The sequence below is a fragment of the Bremerella sp. P1 genome, from assembly GCF_028748185.1.
GTDB lineage: Bacteria > Planctomycetota > Planctomycetia > Pirellulales > Pirellulaceae > Bremerella.
The window spans coordinates 1,367,305-1,387,819 of the sequence record NZ_CP118164.1 but is presented as its reverse complement, the minus strand read 5'-3'; the positions used below and the strand labels follow the sequence as shown (position 1 = coordinate 1,387,819).

The window sequence follows — 20,515 nt, the reverse complement described above, 5'->3', positions numbered from 1 at the left end:
GTTATGAAGAGCACCCAGGGGTCGCGGCCTCGGCGAAGACCTCACTGACGCCCCCACTTTGAGACATCCATGACGGAACGGAAGAACAACGGCGGAGATTCCGCCCCGGAACTCGACTTGGCAGGGCGGTCTGTGGGGGACTACCGCATCTTGCGTCGGCTCGGCCGGGGGGCCATGGCTGAGGTCTTTCTGGCCGAACAGCAGAGCCTGAAGCGGAACGTGGCCGTTAAGATTCTGATGCCTGAACTGGCCAAAGACCAAGCCTACGTCCGCCGCTTTCACCGAGAAGCCCAGGCCGCTGCGGCCCTGACCCATGCTAACATCGTGCAGATCTACGAAGTGGGCAACTCGGATGGAATTCATTTCATTGCCCAGGAATACGTCCCGGGCCAGAATCTGAAGCAGCTGCTCAACAAGCAGGGAACGCTCGAAGTGAAGCTGGTCGGGGCAATACTTCGCCAAGTCGGTGCAGCCCTATACAAAGCGGCAGAGCAGGGGATCGTCCACCGTGATATCAAGCCGGAGAACATCCTGATTACCGGGACTGGCGAAGTCAAAGTCGCCGACTTTGGCCTGGCTCGGGTGATTGCCCCCGGGGCAGATGGGATGAATCTGACTCAAGTCGGCATCACCATGGGTACGCCGCTTTACATGAGCCCAGAGCAAGCCGAAGGGAAGTCGCTCGACCAGCGAAGCGACATCTACTCGCTGGGCGTGACATGTTACCAGCTTTTGGCGGGACGACCTCCGTTTGAAGGCGACAACCCGCTAACTGTCGCCGTAAAGCACCTCAACACCGAGCCAGAACGACTGGAAAAGGTCCGGGGAGGCGTTCCGCCCGCATTGGCTCGGGTAATTCACAAGATGCTGGCCAAGAAGCCTGAGGACCGCTATCAGAGTTCCTCGGAACTCTTGCGTGAGCTGCGCGACGTGCAGAAGTCCCTGGGAAGCGATGCATTTGGAAGCGATCCCTCCGACTGGTCGATTGCCGAGTTGGCTTCCCTATCCGAGATTCGTAGTGGCGGCTTGGAGGAACTGTCGGACGTGATGAAGACGTCCGCCGTGACCGTTTATCGTCGGCCTTCGTGGGGCAAACGGACGGTGACGATCGGCGCCATGGTGCTTATCTGTTTGATCGTTGGGGGAGCCTTGGCACTGGCATCGAAGCAAGCCAACTTGCTCGATATCCCACCCGAACAGCAGGCCGAACTGCTGCCTAAGCTAGGTCGCACGGCGCAAGAGCAGTTCGATTTTGCGATGTTCAAGAATAAGAATCTCGGTCAGGATCAGCGACCGGAATTTTTCGCCAGTGTCTACTGGAACTTTCCAATGGATCAAAGCGAAGAGAACCGCGTCTGGGGGCTCAAAGCGATGAAGCAGGAAGCCGTACTGCTGATGAACCAGGGCCGCGATCAGGAGGCTCTCCGAGTCTTTGATCGGATGGCCCAGCAACAGGCAATCTATGTCGAGGCCAAGGCATTCGGCTTCGCTGGCAAGGCGATCTGCCTGAAGCAACTAAACCGTATCCCCGAGGCGGAACAGGCCGCCGCGGATGCCTCTCGCACAGAATTCTTGAATGCGCTACGCGAGGCCGATCCTGAGTTTGCCGCGATGTTTGAAGCCATTCGCGGTCAATTGACCGGGCAAACCTAATCGTCCAATGCGACCTCACAGAGCACGTCGAGCATGGCTTCGATCGATGCCAGGGCAGCGGATTCCTCAGGCGTGTGGTATCCAGTCGTGGGGACCTGAAGCGTGGCTCCTTGAATCGATCCTTCCGAAGCGAGGACAACACGTCCCAGTTCGGTGCTTCCTAGTGAGGTCGGCGCCTTTCCTTCCTCGATGCGGACTTCATTCTGTTTGGCGATGTACTCGTCCTTGAACAGGTATCGGATGCCGTACTTCTGGCATGCCGACTCGAGCTTGTCGACTACCTGAGGGTTGAAGACCGCGTTGGCGTCGCGCCTTCGCAGGACAACTTGCTGTGCGTCGGCCGTCGCGATATCAGGAAAGGGGCTCGTATCGAGCACCAACAAGTCCTGCGTTTCGATGTCACAGCGGCGGAACCATTCCAGCAGAAATCGCCAGCTTCGGCCAGCTTCTTCCTGGGCAGTGAAGAGAGCCGTACCTTGAAATCCATGGCGGAACAAATAGATCAGCATCGCCGTGGTTAACACGTTGTCGAGTTGGGCAGATACTCGGCTATAGTTCACCGTCAGGCGATCTTGATAGGCGACCGGCGTGCCCGGCAGCACATGGTCGAGCCCTTCCACTTCAAAGACCAGGTTTCCGCGACGTTCACAGAGGTAGGACCGCTTGATCGTTCCCTTGCCCAGATAGGTTCCACTCCAAGGGACGTAAGCCTGTACAAAACGCTCGTGAAACCGCTCGGCAATGGTCTGGAACGTCTGCTCCGAGACGGAATCCCCCAGCAGGTCGCCGCGGTTGCGGGCGACGAACGCTGCGTACTGGAACTCATTCGGCCCGGTACAGATCAAGCCATGCCGATCAACGTGCGCCGAAATGTGCATCTGTTCGGGCCGCGATCCACTGGCCACGAGCAACCCTTCGTACAAGGTGACCGTAGCGTGGGTTTCTTCCAGCTCACGCTGCAGATAGCGGAAGAAAGCATGCTCGGAGCCAACCACCGACGGATGACGTACGAGCTGTTTTAGGATATCGAGGAAATCGTCGAGGTCAGACTTGGTCACGGCATGAATTCATCAAGCAAAGCAAAATGATCAAAGGGAGAATCTCCGCGCTTAGTTTAGTTACTCAAGGTACGATGGTGGAAGAGCAAGACCTCAAAGTGATCACCTCCGATGGCCGCGGCTGGTGAATTTTCTTTGCCCTTTGTGCAGAACCTGAAGATAATAGAGTACCCGCTTTCTTTTTCCTGGGAGATGTCGCAGTGCGTACCCTTTCGATCATGGTTGGTCTGGCACTCTTTGTTGCCGCAAGTAGCGTTGAGGCTCAAGGGCTGGGGCAGTACCAATATAAGAGCCGTAGCAACATCTCGGTCGGCCGTGGCGGCTATGCCGATGTGACCAGCCCTGGGTGGAACTCTGGGAAATACACCGGCGGTTACCGGCACGGCGATCACCACCATCACCATGGAAGCTACGGATACGGCTATCCTTACTATGGCGGCTACTGGGGGGGAACGTCCTTGTCGATTGGATTCGGCCTACCGCCGGCGTACGGAACGTACGGTTTTTATGGGCCGTTATATTCCTACGGCTATGGTTATTCGAGTCTGTACCCGTACGGAACCTATTACCGTCCAGGTGATCAGTACCTGGAATACTATTTGCCTCCCACGGAGCCTGCCGAGCTGAACTATGGTCCTCAGGCCATGAAGCAGTTCATGGGGTTGCCCAGAGATTTTGCGATTGAGCCTCAGCGGACGAAACAATTTGAGTCGTTGGTCACACCAATTCCCAGTCCTCTAAGGATTGAAGCAGCCAAGCCTGTTGCGATCCAGCAGCCGAGCGATCAAGCGATCGAACGCGCCGAGCACTTCATTCAGGCCGGTGATAACCTCTTCCAGCAGCAGCGTTACCAGGAAGCACTAGGACGTTACAAGGATGCCGTTGCGGCTGCACCTGGTCATGCGGAAGGACACCTGCGGAAAGGGCTGGCCTATCTGGCCACCAACCGACCTGACGAAGCGGTCGCTGCGATTGAACTGGCCATTCAGCAAAACCCAGATATTGCAGGCACGAATGTGACGCTGGATGCTCTACTAGGAAATAACGGCTTGGCTAAGACATCCATCATCGAAGCCAATGCTCGCCGCGCGGTGACCGATCCGCAGAACCCGGAATATCTTTTCTGCGTAGCCGTGCTGCTCTTTTTCGATGACGATAAAGACCGTGCCTTGCAATGTTTTCAGGCGGCAAGGCAAGCTGGGGGAGATTCGGATGACATCGATGCCTTCGAGAAGTATCTTCATCCAACGGTCACAAATCCAAATGGATTAGACATTTAGATCGACGCAAACGCATCGCAATTCGTATCGCCTGTGATTGGCGCACGTAGTTTTGTGCCGAATAATCGACGGTTTCCCGCGAATAGTACGGGAGGCGGATGGTGCTGCTAACTTGGGCGGCATGCCTGTTTTGATATTCGATCGATGCCACTGAGGAGATTGGCTCTATGAAGATTGGAAAGCTCTTACTGATTCTGTGTGCCCTGGCGGTACCGTTTACTCTGAGCGGCTGCAACACGGCGAAGACCGACACAGCCGACAATGGCGAACATGTCGATGACCACGGCCATGATGGTCACGACCACGGTCATGGGGAAGGTGGTCACAGTCACGATCTAGGCCCGCACGGCGGTCATTTGATTGAACTGGGCGGCGAAAAGTATCACCTGGAATGGGATCATGATGACGAAGCCAAGGTCTTGACCTTCTACGTGCTGGATGGCGATGCCAAGAATGATGTCGCGATTGCTGGCGAGAATATCACGATTACCGTCGCCGTTGATGACGCCAAGAAGGACTTCGCTGTCCCAGCCGTCCGTGCTGAAGGTGAAGAAACCACGGCCAAGTTTGAAACCAAAGACGCCGACCTTTTCGCTCTGGTGACAGCCGACGAAGCCGAAGCCACGGTGACCCTGGAAATCGAAGGCACGCCATTTGAAGGGGAAATCGAGCATCACGCTCACTAATCACTTTGATTCGTGCTGGTCAAGAAATGAAAAACGCGATGCTTGCGGGCATCGCGTTTTTTCGTGGAATTCCTATCAGCGCGGTTATCTTCGTGAAGTTGCCCAGGCCCCAGCCAGTTGCGAAGGCGTCATATTGAACGCCGACTGGAATGCTTCGTCGAAGTTCTTTCCGCTGCGTAACGAGTTCATCATCGCGTCGAACGAATTGCCACGCCCCATGATTGCTTTCATAAACGCATAGCTGACAACGGAAGCCTGGTCTGGCGAGAGACGGTTCATGATGAAATCGTCTGGCTTGCTCATCGAACCCAGAGCCGATTCGATCTGGTTATCCCATGCGACGACTCGCGGGTCGTTCTTACTCATGCGGGAAGCAACGACTCGGCCGGCTCCTTCGGCAAACCAATCAGGCACCGTTCCGTTGCCCAGTGAAGCAATATGACTGGACGCGACGATCTGGCCCAGAAGCACCGTCAAGTCGTACTCGTTGTCGGAAGGAACCTGAATCGAGCCGTAAGCGTCGGTCACGTTGTAGCGATAATGTCCCTTCCAGTCAGCCGGCAGGTCGCGACGCTCGATCATGTTGCCGAACTCGGCGTAATCGTACCGCTTCTGGAAGAGGTACAAGGTCATCTTTCCTTTGACCAGCGGTCCCGTCGAAGGGATCTTCAAGATCGTACGTACCTTGTCGGCGGCTTTATCCGCCTCGGCGATATGCTGCTGCAGAGTGGCTTCCCCCATCGTTCCATACGCCAGGAAGTTCTCTGAATCGACCTTGGCGGACTGCACGTTGGGCATGCCCAAATCCCACATCTGTTGACTGCTTTCGGCCCGCATGGCCGCCAGTTGATCGTGAGTCGCCTTCTTCGCCAAGGCAATCTGACTGGTTCGCAACATTGTGTCGTCGTTGGCGGAATCACCGTCGAACTTGCCTCCTTCGCGGATCCAAGTTTCGATTTTGGCAATCTGCTCGCCGGTCAGTGGGGGACCATTACGCGGCATCCGGCCATTACCGGTCGCTTTGATCAAACGGACGATCATGCTGTCTTCCGGCTTACCAGGCACAAACGGTGCACCGCTGTCACCCCCGCGGATGAAGCGAGCGAAGCTGTCCATACCTAAGCCGCCGGGCGGGTTGTTGCCACTGTGACAATTCACACAACGATTGGCCAGTACACCGGCAACATCAAGACCGAAGCTGACTTGCTCGTTCCCTGAGGCGGCCATTACTTCCAATTCCAGCATCGCGGCTGGATTAGCGGATGCACCTGCCTGGTTGATCGGAGCCTTCGGGTCGAGACCGTCGTATTTGGCTCCTTCTTTGATCCAAGTCTTCAAGGCTGTGAGTTCTGGCGGGCGAACACTGCCCCCACCGCGTGGCATGTCGCCGGTCTCGATCGTCTCGATCAAGCGGCTACCGATGTCGTCGCCTGGGAAAATGACGGTCCCAGCCGCTGGGCCTTTCATGAGGGCTTCGAAGGTATTTGCACTGAACCCACCTCGGGCACCGGTAACGTGGCAGTTACCGCAGCGAGCGATCAGAATCGGAGCGACGTGCTTGGTGAAGCTGATATTTGCGGTCGGGAACGTGGTCGGTAGAGGGGCTGGTGCCGGGGCCGGCGCGCCAGGAACACCAGGATTGTTGGCCATCATCATCGGGGCCGAAGCCATCGCCGAAGCAGTCAGCGGTTTGAGCGTGTAGCCTTCTAGCTCGAGAAGACCATGCGAGACGGCTAGGCTCTCGGCGAGGCCCTGCAACTCCTGGGTTACTTCCGCGTCACCAGCAGTGCCGAGCTTTTCCATCCGCGACTGAATGTCGCGTACCAGCTCAACCGACTCGGCAATCATCCCTCGTTTGAGGAAGTTTGATGTCTTGCGGATGTCAAGCTTCAGGGCCTGAAGCTGCATTCTCTGCTCCTCATTCGGAGCAGCGTGAATGCTTGAGACAAACAGTCCCATGAGAAGAGCAACGATGGCCGTGGTCGTGAAGGAGGGAATTCTAGTCAATGTTCGGCCCTGTGAGACAACGGTGATCAGGTTGAATAAGGAAGCATCGATACCAAACGCCATGGTAGCGATAACCGCGAACCGATGCATTAGGAATGAACGTCAGGCGCTCGGAAATGTACCCACGAACGTCCAGCTGGTGATAGAGCTAGAGACCTAAGCTTCGGCTATGCATTTACTTACGTCTAGTCATCGTAAAAGCATAGCATGTTTTCGCTTAGGTATGGTGATGGCGGCGCACAACCTTCTTCGCGGCGCGATTCGCCATTTGCTGGCGTCGGGTGGGACGGTATCCGTACTCGATCGCAAACCATTCGGCGTATCGCTCGCGAGCGAGGTAGTTGTTATTTCTCGTATCGAGCAAATGTCCCAGTTCGTGAATTAGGACGTTGTTTAAGTAGAAATCGCGGATTGTGTCCTCATTCCACTCCAATCGCCAGTAACCATCTTCGTCTTGCTCCCAAACAGCACCAAACATCTTGGCTTCTACTACTTGCTCTGGGCGTGGTGGATGGGGGAAGTACTCGATAAGCGACTCGTCCATCGGGTAAAGGTAGATTGCCGCCCCCCACTGCATTCCATAACAGGGGAAACTCAGCTTCTTTTTCGTAAGCCGACTGAGTTGGACGACTTCCAGACCTTCGATCATCCACTCCGGAAGTTCCTGGAGTCTCGATCGGATCTCGTCTTCGGTCAAAATGTGAACGAAGCCTTCACCGGGTTCCTGATGAATGAACTTGTAGTTCGCACCGGTGTTGCCCTTGGGCTCGTGCCAGTCCTCAGGCGGAACGAAATAGCCACCACATTCAGCCGTTCGTCCTGTCTCTCCTCCACGACGACGAGACGCTTGCGTCGGCAAACGAAAATCACGCGACGCGACTTTCGTCTTCGCCACTTTCGTATGCGTGATGCCTCTGTGCGACATGCGTGTCATGGAATTCTCTGCGTTTGGCCTATCGAGCGAACGTTCATTAGTCGCTCATGGTGTCGATCTTGGTCGGTCTTCCTGCGACAAGCGGAACCGCGAATTCCATTTCAGGTGTGGGGAACGAGAGGGCGTTGTTTGGGCCCTTTGTTCTTCTACCTTATCCTACGTCGCGGTCAGAGCAGTTTTCAAGCGATTTTGTTAAGTCGCTTTGCAGTAACGACTTATGGTTGGGCTAGCAGTAGCCGGACAGCACCGGCGGACTCTCGAAACAGGCCAGAACAGCTCTGTCAATACACCCCTGTAGAGTGGGTTTCTAGGCGAGAATGCGGGGGCGTTTCTTCGTGTCTTCCCAAAGACTACTCTCGAGATTGCCCTTTTTCGGGTCAAGCGGTTCCGAATTTTCTTCTGCGGTCTGATAGCTGATAGCGATGAGGACGCCAATCAACATGAAGAGCACGGCAACCACAACCCAGATGACAACGGGAATCCCTTGGACCGACGAATTTAGGTCTATCGAATCACCCAATCCTGATTGCGAAGCGGCTCGTCTCTTCTTGGCCTCAGCCGCTTGGCGGTCTTCGGCCTTTTGCTTGAGTTCTGCGGACGATACCAATAGAGAGCCACCGACATCGCTCACCGGCACATCCATGCTGAATGGATCTTCCTCGAACTCCTGAGAATCGAACAGAGACGATCCAGAGGAAGAAAGTGGGTCGCTCGAGGCCATGTAGTCGTCTTGATCATCATCAAGAGCCTTGGCAACCGGCAAGGACTTTCCTCCGCGAGAAGGTCGTCGCGGAGGGTTAGGACGCTGCGACGTGTCGTTGGACCGATCCGCCACCGTGTCGCCGATTGCAGGGTCAAACTTGCTGGACGAAGGCGATTCCCGCATATCGGGAGGAAGCAGGTCGTCTACCTCGTACGAAGAGCCTGTTCCGCCATGTTGTTGTTGACGGCCCGATTGATGGGCGGCTCGCGACCGATTCGCTGCTTCTTGGGCGGCGGTGGAAAGGATCGCCGACCCAAGCTTCTCGTCTGCATGGGTAGGCTCTTTGCCACGTGACTCCATCCAGGCACGAAGCTCAAAGGCTACTTCCGACGCGTCGTTGAAGCGATCCTCTGGCTGCTTGGCGATCATCTTTTCACAGATACGCTGCAGCGACGGCGGGCAATTGGGGCGAGATTTCTTGATCGGGTCCGGCATCACGCTCTGATGCTTGGCGATCCGCTGGGCCAGGCTTCCTTCGGGAAATGGAGGATGTCCCGTCAGGAGGTAATATAAGGAACACCCAAGGCTATATATATCGGCGCGATGGTCAACCTTGTGGCTGTTGACGGCTTGTTCAGGAGCCAAGTAATCCGCCGTTCCCAGGACGTTTTCTTCATGGGCGATCGTCAGCGAGGCGTCCTCGTCCTGCTTGATGCGGGCCAAACCCATATCCAGGATCTTAACGACACCTCGATCGTCCAGCAGCAAATTGGCCGGTTTCACGTCTCGGTGAACGACGCCCTTATCGTGGGCGTGTTGCAGGCCATCGGCGGCTTGAGCGATGTAATCTGCTGCCGCTTCAAACGGAACCGGTCCTCGTTCTCGCACAATTTGCTGAAGATCGGCACCGGGAACGTACTCCATCACGATGTAATGGGTATTGTCTTCGTTATCGACGTCGAACGCCCGGACGATATTTGGATGGTCCAGGTGGGCGGCAGCCTGGGCTTCGAGATGAAAGCGAGCGAGGTACGAAGCATCGTTAACGCGTCGGCGGGGAAGCACCTTGATCGCGACTTTGCGATTCATCAAGGTATGCTCCGCCAGGTAAACGCTACTCATCCCGCCGGTACCTAAGTGCTTCAGCAGGCGGTACTTCGAGAGGTAAAATCCTTTGTACTTTCCGTTGCGGAGCTTTTCACAGTGCCAATTCGTGAGCAGCTGCCGGTCGACGAAGAACTTCTGCATCGCGTCCAGGTCGTCGGGAAGCCCTCCCTCGTTGGAAGCATGCAGATCCTCCACCGCCTGCTCGAGAGCAGACGGATCAACGAGCTTGCTCTTGCGGATCAGCTCGATAAATCGATTGGAGTCAACAACTGCTGGCATGCGAACTCGATGTGTGGCGAAACGGTACGTCGCTCGTGTGCCTTAGAAGTGCTTTACTTCCGCGGCGTTTGGGAGGAAAATCCTCTATGCAGGGGAAAGTCATGAGATTGATTCAAAGTATAGACTAACAGAGACATATTGCTCCAAACAACATTCTCTGGCAATTTTCACTGGTTTGCTGCCGTTAGGAATCTTCCCCTATGTCAAAGGGTAAAATCGAATCCCTACGTATGTTTGTAGTGGTCTTTGTTCAGCGGGCCGGCAGGTAGCTTCAACGAATCTTAATAAGGTGATCGATCGGTGAGCTCCGATTCCCCTCAACTGTATGTTGCTCGGATTGTTCTCTACACGCGGCAAGGGTGCCATTGCTGCGAAAACGCCGAGTCGGTGGTCCGAAAGTTCGTGTCGGACATTACGTTGGTTGATATCGACACCGATCCGGAACTGTCGCAGAAATTTAACACCACTGTGCCCGTGGTCGAAATAAATGGCAAAGTTCGCTTCCGCGGCAAAGTTTCACCGATGTTGCTCAAGCGGACGCTCGAGGCGGAAGCCAAGCGAGTTACCGAGCCAGCGTCATAAGTCATCTGTCGTCGTCGTTACTGCCAAAGCGAGCCTATCTTTGCCTCGCTTCCTTCCTGGGTTTAGGTGATCTGAATTGCCCTCGCTTGCTAGTTCTCGCCCTGATTTCTTCGTGGTCGGAGGGGGGGTGATCGGTCTTTCAATAGCCTACGAACTTGCCGGAAAGGGTCGCCAGGTCTTGCTCGTCGAGAAAGGCCAGTTGGGGCGCGAGGCCTCATGGGCAGGAGCCGGCTTGCTGCCTCCCGCGAACGAGAACGAGGCCTGGGATCCTCAGGAACAGCTCCGCGGTCTGAGCCATCGGCTGTTCCCCGAGTGGTCGGCTCAGCTGAAAGCAGAAACGGAGATTGATAACGAGTTCGAGATCACCGGTGGCCTTTATCTTGCCCGCGATCCTGGCGAAGCGGCGTCACTCCGCATGGCCTGCGTGCACTACGAAGAGGAGGGGGTAGAAGTCCAACGGCTTGATCCCCAGCAAGTTGCCGAACGCTTTCCACATTTGCAGTCGAGCCATTCGATGCGGGACGCCGTATATCTGCCGGGCGAAGCGGTGGTGCGTAATCCGCGTCATCTTCAGGCACTTGTGCAAGGTTGCCGAAATCGCGGCGTTCGCTTTCTCGAAAACACGGAAGTCGCAAGTTGGCGATTTCAAGGGGAAGAACTTGCATCGGTCGAAGTGAATGGCCAAGAGATCTTTCCCGGAGCTTGCTGTCTGGCGACCGGGGCATGGTCACAACTGTTGACCGATCAGGTCCTTGATCAGGGGAATTTTTCAGGACGGATGCAACGTCCCGAGATCGAGCCGATTCGTGGACAGCTTGTCCTGCTTGATGCTGGCGAACGATTCTTCTCGTCGCCGATCAATGAAGGGGTTCGTTATATCGTGCCCCGCAGAGACGGCCTGGTGCTGGTTGGGGCGACGGTCGAAGAAGTTGGCTTCGACAAGTCGAATACAGCGGAAGCAATCGAAGACCTTACTCAGTTTGCTCGCGAGTGGGTGCCCAAGCTTGCCAGTGCCAAGCGAGTGAAAGCGTGGTCGGGGCTCCGACCTGCCAGCGTCGATCGGATTCCTTACCTGGGGCAATTGCCAGGCCTGTCCAACGTCTATTTGGCAGCAGGACACTATCGCAGCGGATTACATCTTTCTCCGGCAACCGCTGCGGTAATGAGCCAATTGATGTGCGGCGAGAAGCCACAGATTGATCTGCAGCCATTCCGCGTGAATCGTGCCTAACGATTAAGACACTTTCGCGGCGCCCCACAAGCGACGAACCTGGGCGGTGACTGTCGCTGCGGCTTCGTCGAGCGAGAACTGGCGATCGACGTTGCCGGCGAGAAAGGCGACTTTATTCATGCCGTAAACGTCAGAGGTCGCTTCGTCTTGTCCCAGCACATAACCGCCAGCGGCTTTGATTTCTCCGCAGCCATCCGAGCCATCGCGTCCCATGCCTGTCATGATGACCCCTAAGAGTCGATCCTGATAAACCTTCACGGCCGACGACATCATCACGTCGACCGACGGTCGGTGGCCACTGACAAAGTCACCATCCCGGACCAGCAGCTTGCCTCCCTTGGCACCGTTGCGGATGACCTCCAGGTGCTTGCCGCCAGGGGCCAGGTAAGCATGTCCAGGCTGAAGGACGTCGCCGGTTTCGGCTTCTTTGACGTTAACCCTCGAGAGCGAATTCAAGCGGCCGGCGAATGCTTGTGTGAAGTTGGCCGGCATGTGCTGCACGATCACCATTGGTGGAAGACTGTCGGGCAAGACCTCGAACATCGATGCCAGGGCAGGGGGGCCCCCAGTCGAGATCCCCAGGGCGATGCATTTGTCCGATACCGGAAGCTGCTCCGCAGAGATTCGTTTGGGTATCGCTTTCGACTCCGTTGACAGTCCGAGTTTTTCGCGGCGTTCTTTTCGCTTCTCCGCACGCTCACGACGCATCGTGAGGACTTTGTCCACGTCGGTATTGGCGACCATGCGAATTCGTCGGACAAGCTCGGTCCGAAGTGTTGTTTCCGCTTCTTTCAGCCCTTCCGGCTTCGCGATGTAATCGATTGCACCACGGTCGAGTGCTTCGAGCGTAATCTGACCACCAAGTTGCGTAGTGGCACTAACCATAATGACTGGGATCAGTTGCTCGGAAAGGATGGCTTCGAGCGTTTCCAGCCCATCCATTTTGGGCATCTGTACGTCGAGCGTGATGACATCCGGCTTCAAACTGCGCGCCAATTTGACGGCCTCACGTCCGTCAGACGCGGTCGCGATCACTTCAATATCAGCCGCTTCTTCCAACAGATCCGAGATCAATGTTTGAATCAATTTCGAGTCATCAACTACGAGTACACGTAGTGTGCTTTGGACCATTATCTCGCCCCAAGTGTATGGTTCCACTTCAATTTCATTAACGCAGGGAAGAGCGATGCATGATATATCGTGCTCAAAAATCCCTGCGTAACTTTAGGTCATGCCTGTCAGGGGGGAGACGTGGCTCACCAGAAACCACCTCGATTTTCTTCCTTTGGCCGATGTGGGCAGAGCGAGCGGCCAATTCTTCCCTATAATCGTTACCAGTGGATGACGCCTTGCTCAGATTGAACTAGGCCGAATCAACATGGCAACCTTCCCCTAAATACAGAGGCCATCGGATGGCAGTGGAATCGCCTGCCCAGATCGTGATTGTTGGTGCCGGACCGATTGGCATTGAAGCCGCTTTGTATGCTCGATTTCTGGGGTACAAAGTGACCGTTCTCGAGTCCGGTGAGGTGGGTGCTCATTTGCGGAAATGTGAGCACGTTCGCATGTTCACTCCGTTCAGCGCCAATTGCACCAAGCTGGGTAAGTCGGCACTGGCCGCTCAACATCCAGATCTTTCGCTCCCTCTAAGCGATCAATTTGTGACTTATGGTCAGTACCTCGAGCAATACCTACAGCCGCTGGCCGATAGCGATTTGGTGGTCGATTGCTTGAAGCTAAGGCACACCGTGCTTTCGGTCGCACGAAGTTCCCAAACCAAGACTGAAAACTTTGGCCAACCACAGCGGAGCGAGACTACTCTGGTGACTCTGGCCAAGGATGAAAGCGGGCGCGAGCACGTCTTTGAGAGCGATATCGTGCTGGATTGCAGTGGTGTGGTTGGTCAGCCGAACTTCATTGGTGGCGGGGGGAGTCCAGCCATCGGAGAGCTGGCGGCTCGCCCCAATTTTGAAACCGGCCTGATCGATTCCCATGGGAAAGACGCGAAGCGTTACGCCAATCAGCAAATCCTGGTGATCGGAGCTGGGCACTCTGCGGCGACTAATATTTGTCAGCTGAGCGTATTGGCCCGTGAGACGCTTGAAACGCACGTGACCTGGGTAACTCGCGAATGCAAAGCCGACGGACAAAACGGCCCAGTAACTGTGATCGAGGATGATCCGCTACCACAGCGCAAACGCGTTGCCAGCGAAGCGAATCAGCTACTGGTCGAGGAGAATGGGCATCTCGTCCATTGGCCGGAAACGACCGTTAAGTCGATGCACTACGAGCCTCAGAACGATCAGTTTCATGTGACGCTGGAGGGGAAGCATACCGGCATCCATACGTTCAATCGCATCGTGGCCAATGTTGGCTATCGACCCAATCTTGAGATTCTGCAAGAACTGCAGCTCGATCTATGCCCCAATACAGAAGGGACGAAGAGCCTGATTCAGCCGGAACCGAACTTCTATATCCTCGGCTCGAAGAGCTACGGTCGAGATTCGAGCTACCTGATTTCGGATGGCCTGGGTCAAATTCGTCGCGTCTTTGCCATTATTGGCGACCGGGAGAATCTAGACCTCTACGCTGATCCTCCCAGCGGCTCGAATCAGGCGTAAGGGTCGCGGGATATCCAAGATGTAACGTCTATCTGGCGTGTAGACTATGGCTTTGCTATCACGCTATTTGTGATCAAAGTTTGGTCATTCTTAGGACGAGCTTCTTGGAAAACTCATCAAAAGAGGCGGTTTTCGCCGAGAAAATCAGGAAAAACGCCCCGAGTCCATGCCAACCATTTCTTGGATGGCTTCGTACAGCTTGGCGTGCGTTGGGCGGATAGATCTCGTATATTACGGGGATTGTCACGCCTGATACTTCACAAGATACTGCCCCGCTTTGAGTCTACGAAGGCCTGAAGATGAGTTTGCCTGCCGCGCTGAAGTCCATTTTGGGAATGCTGTTGCTGTCCATGGCCCTGGTAGGCAGCTTGCCTGCTGAACCAGTCGAGAACGACCAGCAGCAGACGATTCGTCAATGGATTCGGCAGCTCGATGGGGATCGTTACGCCGAGCGACAACAGGCCGCCGAAGAATTGGCCAAGCTCGGTAAAGAAGCCATTCCTGCGATTGAGCGAGCTGCACTAACCGGTACCGGTGAAGTGGCGAGTCGCTCGGTTGATCTGCTTAAAGGGTTTGCCGGCTCGCCCGATGACGATACCTCGTCGCTAGCCTACTCGGCACTCAAGCGTTTGGCAGCCAGCGGCAACCAGACAGCTGGCTACATCGCGGAGGAAGCGATTGAGCAACTCAAACGCAAGCTTGGTCCCAATCGTATCGTCGAAGACGAGCCAGCACAGCCACCTGTTCTGCCGCCAGGCAACTTCAATCGATCTGTGCGGATCTCCAATGATTTGAACGGCGACAAGATGATCGACGTAACCGAGAATGGCGAGCGAGTCGTTGCTCGGACCATGGCCGGTGGACGTGTGAGCGTGACCTGGCATCTTCCCGGTGGCAAACAGCGGATGGTCGAAGCCGAAAGCATCGATAAGTTGCAAGAGCAGGACCAGAAAGCGTTCGCGAAGTTCCAAGAGCTGAATAAGATCGCCGACGCAGGACCGCGTCGTCTGCCCAACATGCGAGATCAAGATCTTCCGCGTGTTCATGTTCGAGTGCCCCGCGGGGGCGAAGGGTTCGATCCTTTTGCGGAAATGGACGAACGAATGGAGGCCATGCGGGCACGTCACGAACAATTCGTCAACGAAATGCAAGAGAACTTCCGCGGCCTTCGCGAGGGAGCACAAGTCGAAGATCCACAGAAAGTGGCGAACGAAAAGCGACTGGAAGAGGTACGTCAGCGACTGTCTGACATGCTTAAGCGTTTGGAGAAGACCGATGCAGAAGCAATTGATCGGCTCGACCTGAAACGCCTTGACGAAGCCCTGAAGCGGATCGAAACGACGACCGATGCTTCGTAGTTAATTCTCAGCTTGAAGATCCATGTCTTGAGGAAGCAGCACGCGCCACTGAACGCGTGCTGTTTGCGTTTGTGGTGCGGTTATTTCGTACTTTCGGTCCGGCACCGAGCTTAAGAAATTCTGCACGACCTGATCGGCCGTCTCTTTTGTGCCTCGCACGATCAGCACAACCGGTCGGTTGGGAACCGATCGGTGGCGATATCTGGGCGTTGCTTCTCCAGGGTTAGTATATGTCAGCCCGTAGTGTTGCCCCGCGTGTTCTGGCAGCGAGTAGATCGATTCGATCGGCAATCTCGCGTAGGTCTCCCACCGCTCGGTGAAAGGGGGAAGGTGCTTCGTGGGAAACCGAAGGATATCGGTCTCAATCAGTCCTGCGGCAATCAGCACGTCGGTTGGTTCGGGGGTGCTTTCCAGTTTCTGCGATACGGCCTGGGTCACCGCTTGCCAATCTTCACCTCGCATGGGGCCCAGGTAAGAGGGCGTTCGCAAACCACAGGAAATAACCAGCGAAACGACGAGCCCACCACGACGCCACGCAGCAGCTGGGACGAGCGACGCCAGGCTCGCAAGCAGCAGCGGGATGAGCGTTTCTGACGAAATCAAGTAACGGCCAAAGAACAGCGCGGCCAGTCCCGTGGCAGTTGTTGCCCAGGCGACTGCGATCGGGAGGAAAACGACGCCGCCGGTCAGTACGGCTCGCTTGGCTTCCGCCGACCAATTGCGTGCAAAGATGGTTGCCAGACCAGCCAGCGGCAATAGAGCAGCCAATGCGGTTCCCCAGCGTGTCCATTCGTTACGAGAGGTCGCCGTGATGAACTGAGCCCAGTTCTCGCGACGCTCGAAGATGCTGGCCAAGTGCGGCAGGCTAATCGCTACGCCCATCGCAATACATGCGGCCGCCATCAACAGATGCTTTCGCAAGGGGCGACTATCAACCAGCAGCAGCATGCACGCGCCAAGGCAAACGGAAAACAGAAGCGTGCTGTAATGTAAGTAGAAGCTCCCGATGGTCACAACCACGAGCCAGGCCCAGTCGTGCCAGCGATCGTGCTGGAGAATCTGCCAGGCAAGTAGTATCTGGAGCACGGCGACAACCTGCACGAACCCATAAACGCGAGCTTCGGTCGCAAAGAAGATCCAGTCGATATCAATGGCCGCGATTAGGCCACATCCGATGGCAACCCAGGCGTCTCGCGTCCAGCGGTGGGCAATTCCGGTGATCAGCCCCACGCAAAGCACCCCACCCGCCAGCGAAGGCATGCGGAGCGACCACTCGTGCAGGCCGGCCAGTTGGGTCCATACCCAAACGATCAGAAAGTAGAGCGATGCCTGGTTGCCCATAGCGGCCCGGTAGGGAACGTCTTGAATCCCATCCGACACAGCCCAAGCTGTGTGCAGTTCATCGACCCAGAGGCTTTCACCAATCGATGGTAGACGGAGAGCAAGGGACAGAAAGGCGATAGCCAGTCCCAGCAGGACACTGTTCTTCCAGGAAAGTGGGGCAGGAGACGGATTGGGATCGTTGGTATTCACGCCGACTGATTCTAATCGGCTCAGCCCGTCCTGCTAGATATGGCAGCCGTTTATTCGGGAACGACCGTGACAAGTTCGTCGTGAATCGATTCGACCTGGTCGGCATCGATCATGCGAATTTCCTCCGCGTAGCCAATCAACAAGGCCAGGTCGCACAGCCGATTGATCTCGCGTGGATTACCGCGGGTAATCTCGAACAGTCGCTGCAGACCTTCGGGAACGAAGATCTCGTCTTCGCAGCCGGCAACCCGCAAGCGGTGCGTCACGTAGGCGGCCGTTTCATCTGGTGTAAAGCAACGCATCAGCGACTTCACACCAATTCGGCTTTCCAGAGATGGGAACCGTTCGACCGCGGGAATGATGGGCGTTTGACCAACGAGAACCAGCGTCAGGTCGAGCTTGCCATCAGTCTCGAAGTTGGTCAACAGGCGGAGTGTTTCCAGCGAAGCATGGTCACTCAGCAGGTGGGCATCGTCCACGACGATCACGGCGTGGTTACCTGCTCGAGTATTTTCCGACAAAAACTGCTGCAGCTGCCAGACGTTGTCGCTGGGACTACTGGCGATAGGGCTATCCTTTTGACCTCGACCGAGATTCAAAAGCAGATAGGGAATCAAGGCGTCGCTAGGCAACTTCGGGAAAACAAGGTGAGCCTTGGGTGAAAACGACTCCGGCAACTGAATCATTAGCGTTCGGGCCAAAAGGCTTTTGCCCAGCCCGCAAGCTCCGGCCAAGATAGCGGCACCACGACGGTTTTCGACGGCGTAGCGAAGCTTGAGAAGCGCGGCCTGAGCCGACTCGGAAGGGTAGTAAGACGCTTCCGAGTAGGTGTTCTCGAACGGACGAGATTTCAGTTTCCAGTACGCTTCGTACATCAAGTGTTCCGATTTCGCCTACGCGCGGCTAGTGAAAACTTATCGCCAGAAGTTCTCTGCGATTCCGATCACGTTGATCTTTCGCTGCTGGAGCTTGGGCAGGATTTGGCTGAGTTCGTGATCGTGTGTTCCACGGGCATCGCGAACGACCAACACGCTGTGCACCAAAGCCAGACGCTGCCAGACTTCCGGGCGATTGCCTCCATCCCATAGCACCACGTCAAAGTCATTCGTGAACTGCTGCAACTGCGATGCGGACAGGTCGGCCAGGTTTCGATAACCGGCCGGCAGGATGGCAATCGACTGGTCGGCTGCTTGAATCATTCCTTCGTACAGCGTTTCGACTGGCTCGCTGCTTGGGCAAGCTTCGGTAAGGCCTAGGCGAACCGTCAGGCTTTCGCTACCGCTTCCTTCGTCAATGATCAGAACACGGCGCCCTACGGCGGCCATTAACTTGGCCAGACACAGGGTCAAAGTCGAGCAGCCTGTACCATCGCCGAGCGAGACCAGGGCCAGCGATTTGATCGAACCAGAGATGCTGGTTGCCAAATTGACCCATTGATCGTGGCAGAGATCCAACACCATGTCGGTCTCTTCAGGCCAGTGGAGCGTTTCGGCTTCCCACTTGGGGTGAGCCAAACGACGTTGACGATAGGCAGGAGCCGCCGCCGCAACTTCTTCCGTGGACGTTTCGGCTTCGCCTGGCAACTCGATGTGTGGGGTGCCGGCGACGAAGGTGAAGCTTGGTTCGTCGGTTTCTTCCGGGGCTTCCACTGGCTCACCTTCCCATGAGTCGATCTCGATGGTCGGAGCCGGTAGTTCCGCTTTCGCGGGCTTGGGCGATTGTGCAGAAACGGGATTAACCGGAGTATGCTTGCGACCAGCACGAATCATCAATCGATCCAGGGCTTCGGCCACGGCAGCTGTATTTTGGGCCGCCAGCATGAACTCGTCTTGCGTATTGGATGTTTCGGTGTTCGATTCGTCATACGAACCGACCAATGGCGAACCAGGCATATCGATGCGGATTCCTTGGTTCTTCCAGTGCTGAAGTTCGCTGAGAGTCGGCTTGCGCGACATCGTGCGAACCGAGGCGGAAGAGTTTTGCTGCGATGATTGCGATGAATTCATGACGGATTCCGACGTTTGGGCCGCGGCATCTGCCGTGGGGCCGGTTTGCTCCGAGGTATAAGCACGGATAAAAGCGCGGTCGAGTTGGCTCATTAGCGAGATTCCAAGTCGAGGGGCTGAATTCCACCCAGGCGAGCACGAGGCTGGGCAGCTTCCTGCGGCATCGATGCGCCTGAGTAAGGGCCGAAGCCCCATTGGCCGTTGTCTTGCTGGGTATTCGGTGCCGGGGTGGTCTCCGACATCTGATTGTTTACGACCGGAAAACCGGTTTGAGGTTGATAACCTTGGTGGATTTCAGGCAATTGGCTGCCAGTTGACGCTGCGTTTCCACTCGAGGTATTTCGCACGAGCTTGCCATCCTGGTAATCCCAGTCACTTGCTTCTTCCTGCATCCAGTGGCGACCGCCATCGGCGCTGTTGGATGGCTGGTACTGCGATGTCCGTGGATCGCTCATGTCCATCGATCCGCCAGGTAGCGGACGCGTCTGCGAAGGTTGCGACTGCGAGCTATCGAAGTTAGGGATGTTGCCAGTGGGAACCGAACCGTCCGCGCCCGAGTAGGGATTGATCGGAGGTTCTTCGTAGTCGGGGTTCACATTCGACGGACCGAACTGCCAAACTTGATCTGCCGGCGAAACGTCGGCTGGCAAACCCATATCGCCTTGGGCTGGGTTGCTGTAAGCGGCGGGCAAGGTGTTAGCGTCCATCGAGTTGGGCGTCGAGATGTTGGTCATCTGCGTGTCACGCGATGGGTTGGACATCGTCGGGTTGGGAGACGGACTACGCGTTGGCAACGAGGCCATCTGCGGAATCTCGCTGTCCATCGGCTCGATGGTGATTGTTTCACTTGGATCGGAGGTCGCTGGGTTTGCGTTCCAGGCCGGAGCGTCACCCAGTTCGCCCGTCGAGACAAACAGGTCTTGCGGCACGTTTTCAACGGGAGATTCGTTGCTCCCGCCACTGCCGCTCAATGCGTAGAAGCTAACCGCCAACAAGGAGACAGCAATTCCACCCAGGGCCAGGCGATTCTTCATCTGGCTGCTGAGGATCGAGGCTCGGCGCTGTTGGCGCGACTCGCTCGAATTATGAATGTAGCTTGGTTTGGCCGGGGCAGCTGGCTCGGCTGGCGGCTCTGGGGCGGCTTCGACCGCCGGCTGTGGCAGCGGAGCGACTTCCGGTTGTGGCTCAGGCTGTGGGGCAGCAGTTGGAGCGACCAGTAGACTTTCCTGGTAGGCACCTTCTTGTGGATCTTCGCCCAGCAGGTTCGATACCCAATCTTGCTGGGGCGCCGGTTCCGGCTGAGCCGGTGGCTGCCACGTCAGGTCCTTCACACGAATGACGATCGGATGACCGTAGAAGGTACCTTGAGTGTCTTGGGTGTCACAATTCTGGGGAGTTCCCAATGGTTTCGTCATCGTTTCGGCTTCCTTGCCTGACGTAAGATCGACGCACAGCGGCCACGTGCTGGTTGTGGCCC

The 20,515-nt window shown here is 56.1% G+C and carries 16 protein-coding genes; 7 read left to right on the top strand and 9 right to left on the bottom strand.

The features are described 5' to 3' along the window. Positions 1 to 69 precede the first annotated feature (69 nt). Positions 70 to 1,653, top strand: a complete 1,584-nt coding sequence (locus PSR63_RS05840) for a serine/threonine protein kinase (RefSeq protein WP_274331539.1) — start codon at positions 70 to 72, stop codon at positions 1,651 to 1,653. Here PSR63_RS05840 and PSR63_RS05835 read toward each other — a convergent pair. After that, complete coding sequence (locus tag PSR63_RS05835; protein ID WP_274331537.1) at positions 1,650 to 2,711, bottom strand: peptidase M42; 1,062 nt, start codon at positions 2,709 to 2,711, stop codon at positions 1,650 to 1,652. The two genes, PSR63_RS05840 and PSR63_RS05835, sit on opposite strands and share 4 nt — an antisense overlap. A 200-nt stretch (positions 2,712 to 2,911) precedes the next feature. Here PSR63_RS05835 and PSR63_RS05830 point away from each other — a divergent pair, with 200 nt between their 5' ends. Both PSR63_RS05830 and PSR63_RS05825 read left to right on the top strand, forming a co-directional pair. Continuing rightward, positions 2,912 to 3,991: a tetratricopeptide repeat protein gene (locus PSR63_RS05830; protein ID WP_274331535.1), complete on the top strand. Its 1,080-nt coding sequence runs from the start codon at positions 2,912 to 2,914 to the stop codon at positions 3,989 to 3,991. A 167-nt stretch (positions 3,992 to 4,158) separates the two neighbouring features. Further along, a complete protein-coding gene (locus PSR63_RS05825) occupies positions 4,159 to 4,677 on the top strand; it encodes a hypothetical protein (RefSeq protein ID WP_274331534.1) in 519 nt (172 codons plus the stop codon). A gap of 84 nt (positions 4,678 to 4,761) precedes the next feature. On the opposite strand, the gene PSR63_RS05820 is transcribed toward PSR63_RS05825, so the two are convergent. The 3 genes from PSR63_RS05820 to PSR63_RS05810 all read right to left on the bottom strand — a co-directional run bounded on the left by PSR63_RS05820 (position 4,762) and on the right by PSR63_RS05810 (position 9,707). Next, a complete protein-coding gene (locus PSR63_RS05820; RefSeq protein ID WP_274331532.1) occupies positions 4,762 to 6,774 on the bottom strand; it encodes a c-type cytochrome domain-containing protein in 2,013 nt (670 codons plus the stop codon). Between the two features lie 127 nt (positions 6,775 to 6,901). Further along, the gene (locus PSR63_RS05815; RefSeq protein WP_274331530.1) at positions 6,902 to 7,618 is read right to left on the bottom strand and encodes a hypothetical protein; all 717 of its coding nucleotides are present in this window, start codon (positions 7,616 to 7,618) and stop codon (positions 6,902 to 6,904) included. A gap of 307 nt (positions 7,619 to 7,925) precedes the next feature. Continuing rightward, complete coding sequence (locus tag PSR63_RS05810; RefSeq protein WP_274331529.1) at positions 7,926 to 9,707, bottom strand: serine/threonine-protein kinase; 1,782 nt, start codon at positions 9,705 to 9,707, stop codon at positions 7,926 to 7,928. 300 nt (positions 9,708 to 10,007) lie between these two features. Here PSR63_RS05810 and PSR63_RS05805 point away from each other — a divergent pair, with 300 nt between their 5' ends. Together PSR63_RS05805 and thiO are read left to right on the top strand one after the other, a co-directional pair. Further along, positions 10,008 to 10,289, top strand: coding sequence for a glutaredoxin family protein (locus PSR63_RS05805; protein ID WP_274331528.1), 282 nt, complete (start codon positions 10,008 to 10,010; stop codon positions 10,287 to 10,289). Between the two features lie 112 nt (positions 10,290 to 10,401). Next, entirely contained in the window at positions 10,402 to 11,520 is a 1,119-nt protein-coding gene (gene thiO, locus PSR63_RS05800) for a glycine oxidase ThiO (RefSeq protein WP_274334294.1), read from the top strand. A 3-nt stretch (positions 11,521 to 11,523) separates the two neighbouring features. On the opposite strand, the gene PSR63_RS05795 is transcribed toward thiO, so the two are convergent. Then, positions 11,524 to 12,678: a protein-glutamate methylesterase/protein-glutamine glutaminase gene (locus PSR63_RS05795; protein WP_274331526.1), complete on the bottom strand. Its 1,155-nt coding sequence runs from the start codon at positions 12,676 to 12,678 to the stop codon at positions 11,524 to 11,526. A 254-nt stretch (positions 12,679 to 12,932) separates the two neighbouring features. On the opposite strand from PSR63_RS05795, the gene PSR63_RS05790 reads away from it, so the two are divergent. Then, the gene (locus PSR63_RS05790) at positions 12,933 to 14,141 is read left to right on the top strand and encodes an NAD(P)-binding domain-containing protein (RefSeq protein WP_274331525.1); all 1,209 of its coding nucleotides are present in this window, start codon (positions 12,933 to 12,935) and stop codon (positions 14,139 to 14,141) included. A gap of 299 nt (positions 14,142 to 14,440) precedes the next feature. Beyond that, positions 14,441 to 15,499, top strand: a complete 1,059-nt coding sequence (locus tag PSR63_RS05785; protein WP_274331524.1) for a hypothetical protein — start codon at positions 14,441 to 14,443, stop codon at positions 15,497 to 15,499. Here the strand turns inward: PSR63_RS05785 and PSR63_RS05780 are convergent, their stop codons facing one another. Genes PSR63_RS05780 through PSR63_RS05765 form a run of 4 tightly spaced genes read right to left on the bottom strand, consistent with a single transcriptional unit; the run spans position 15,500 to position 20,453 of the window. After that, positions 15,500 to 17,032, bottom strand: a complete 1,533-nt coding sequence (locus tag PSR63_RS05780; RefSeq protein ID WP_274331523.1) for a glycosyltransferase family 39 protein — start codon at positions 17,030 to 17,032, stop codon at positions 15,500 to 15,502. Positions 17,033 to 17,082: 50 nt separating this feature from the next. Further along, positions 17,083 to 17,907: an ExeA family protein gene (locus tag PSR63_RS05775; RefSeq protein ID WP_274331521.1), complete on the bottom strand. Its 825-nt coding sequence runs from the start codon at positions 17,905 to 17,907 to the stop codon at positions 17,083 to 17,085. A gap of 39 nt (positions 17,908 to 17,946) precedes the next feature. Further along, positions 17,947 to 19,131, bottom strand: a complete 1,185-nt coding sequence (locus tag PSR63_RS05770) for a hypothetical protein (protein WP_274331520.1) — start codon at positions 19,129 to 19,131, stop codon at positions 17,947 to 17,949. Then, positions 19,131 to 20,453, bottom strand: a complete 1,323-nt coding sequence (locus PSR63_RS05765) for a hypothetical protein (protein WP_274331518.1) — start codon at positions 20,451 to 20,453, stop codon at positions 19,131 to 19,133. The genes PSR63_RS05770 and PSR63_RS05765 overlap by 1 nt, the downstream gene beginning before the upstream one ends. Positions 20,454 to 20,515 lie beyond the last annotated feature (62 nt).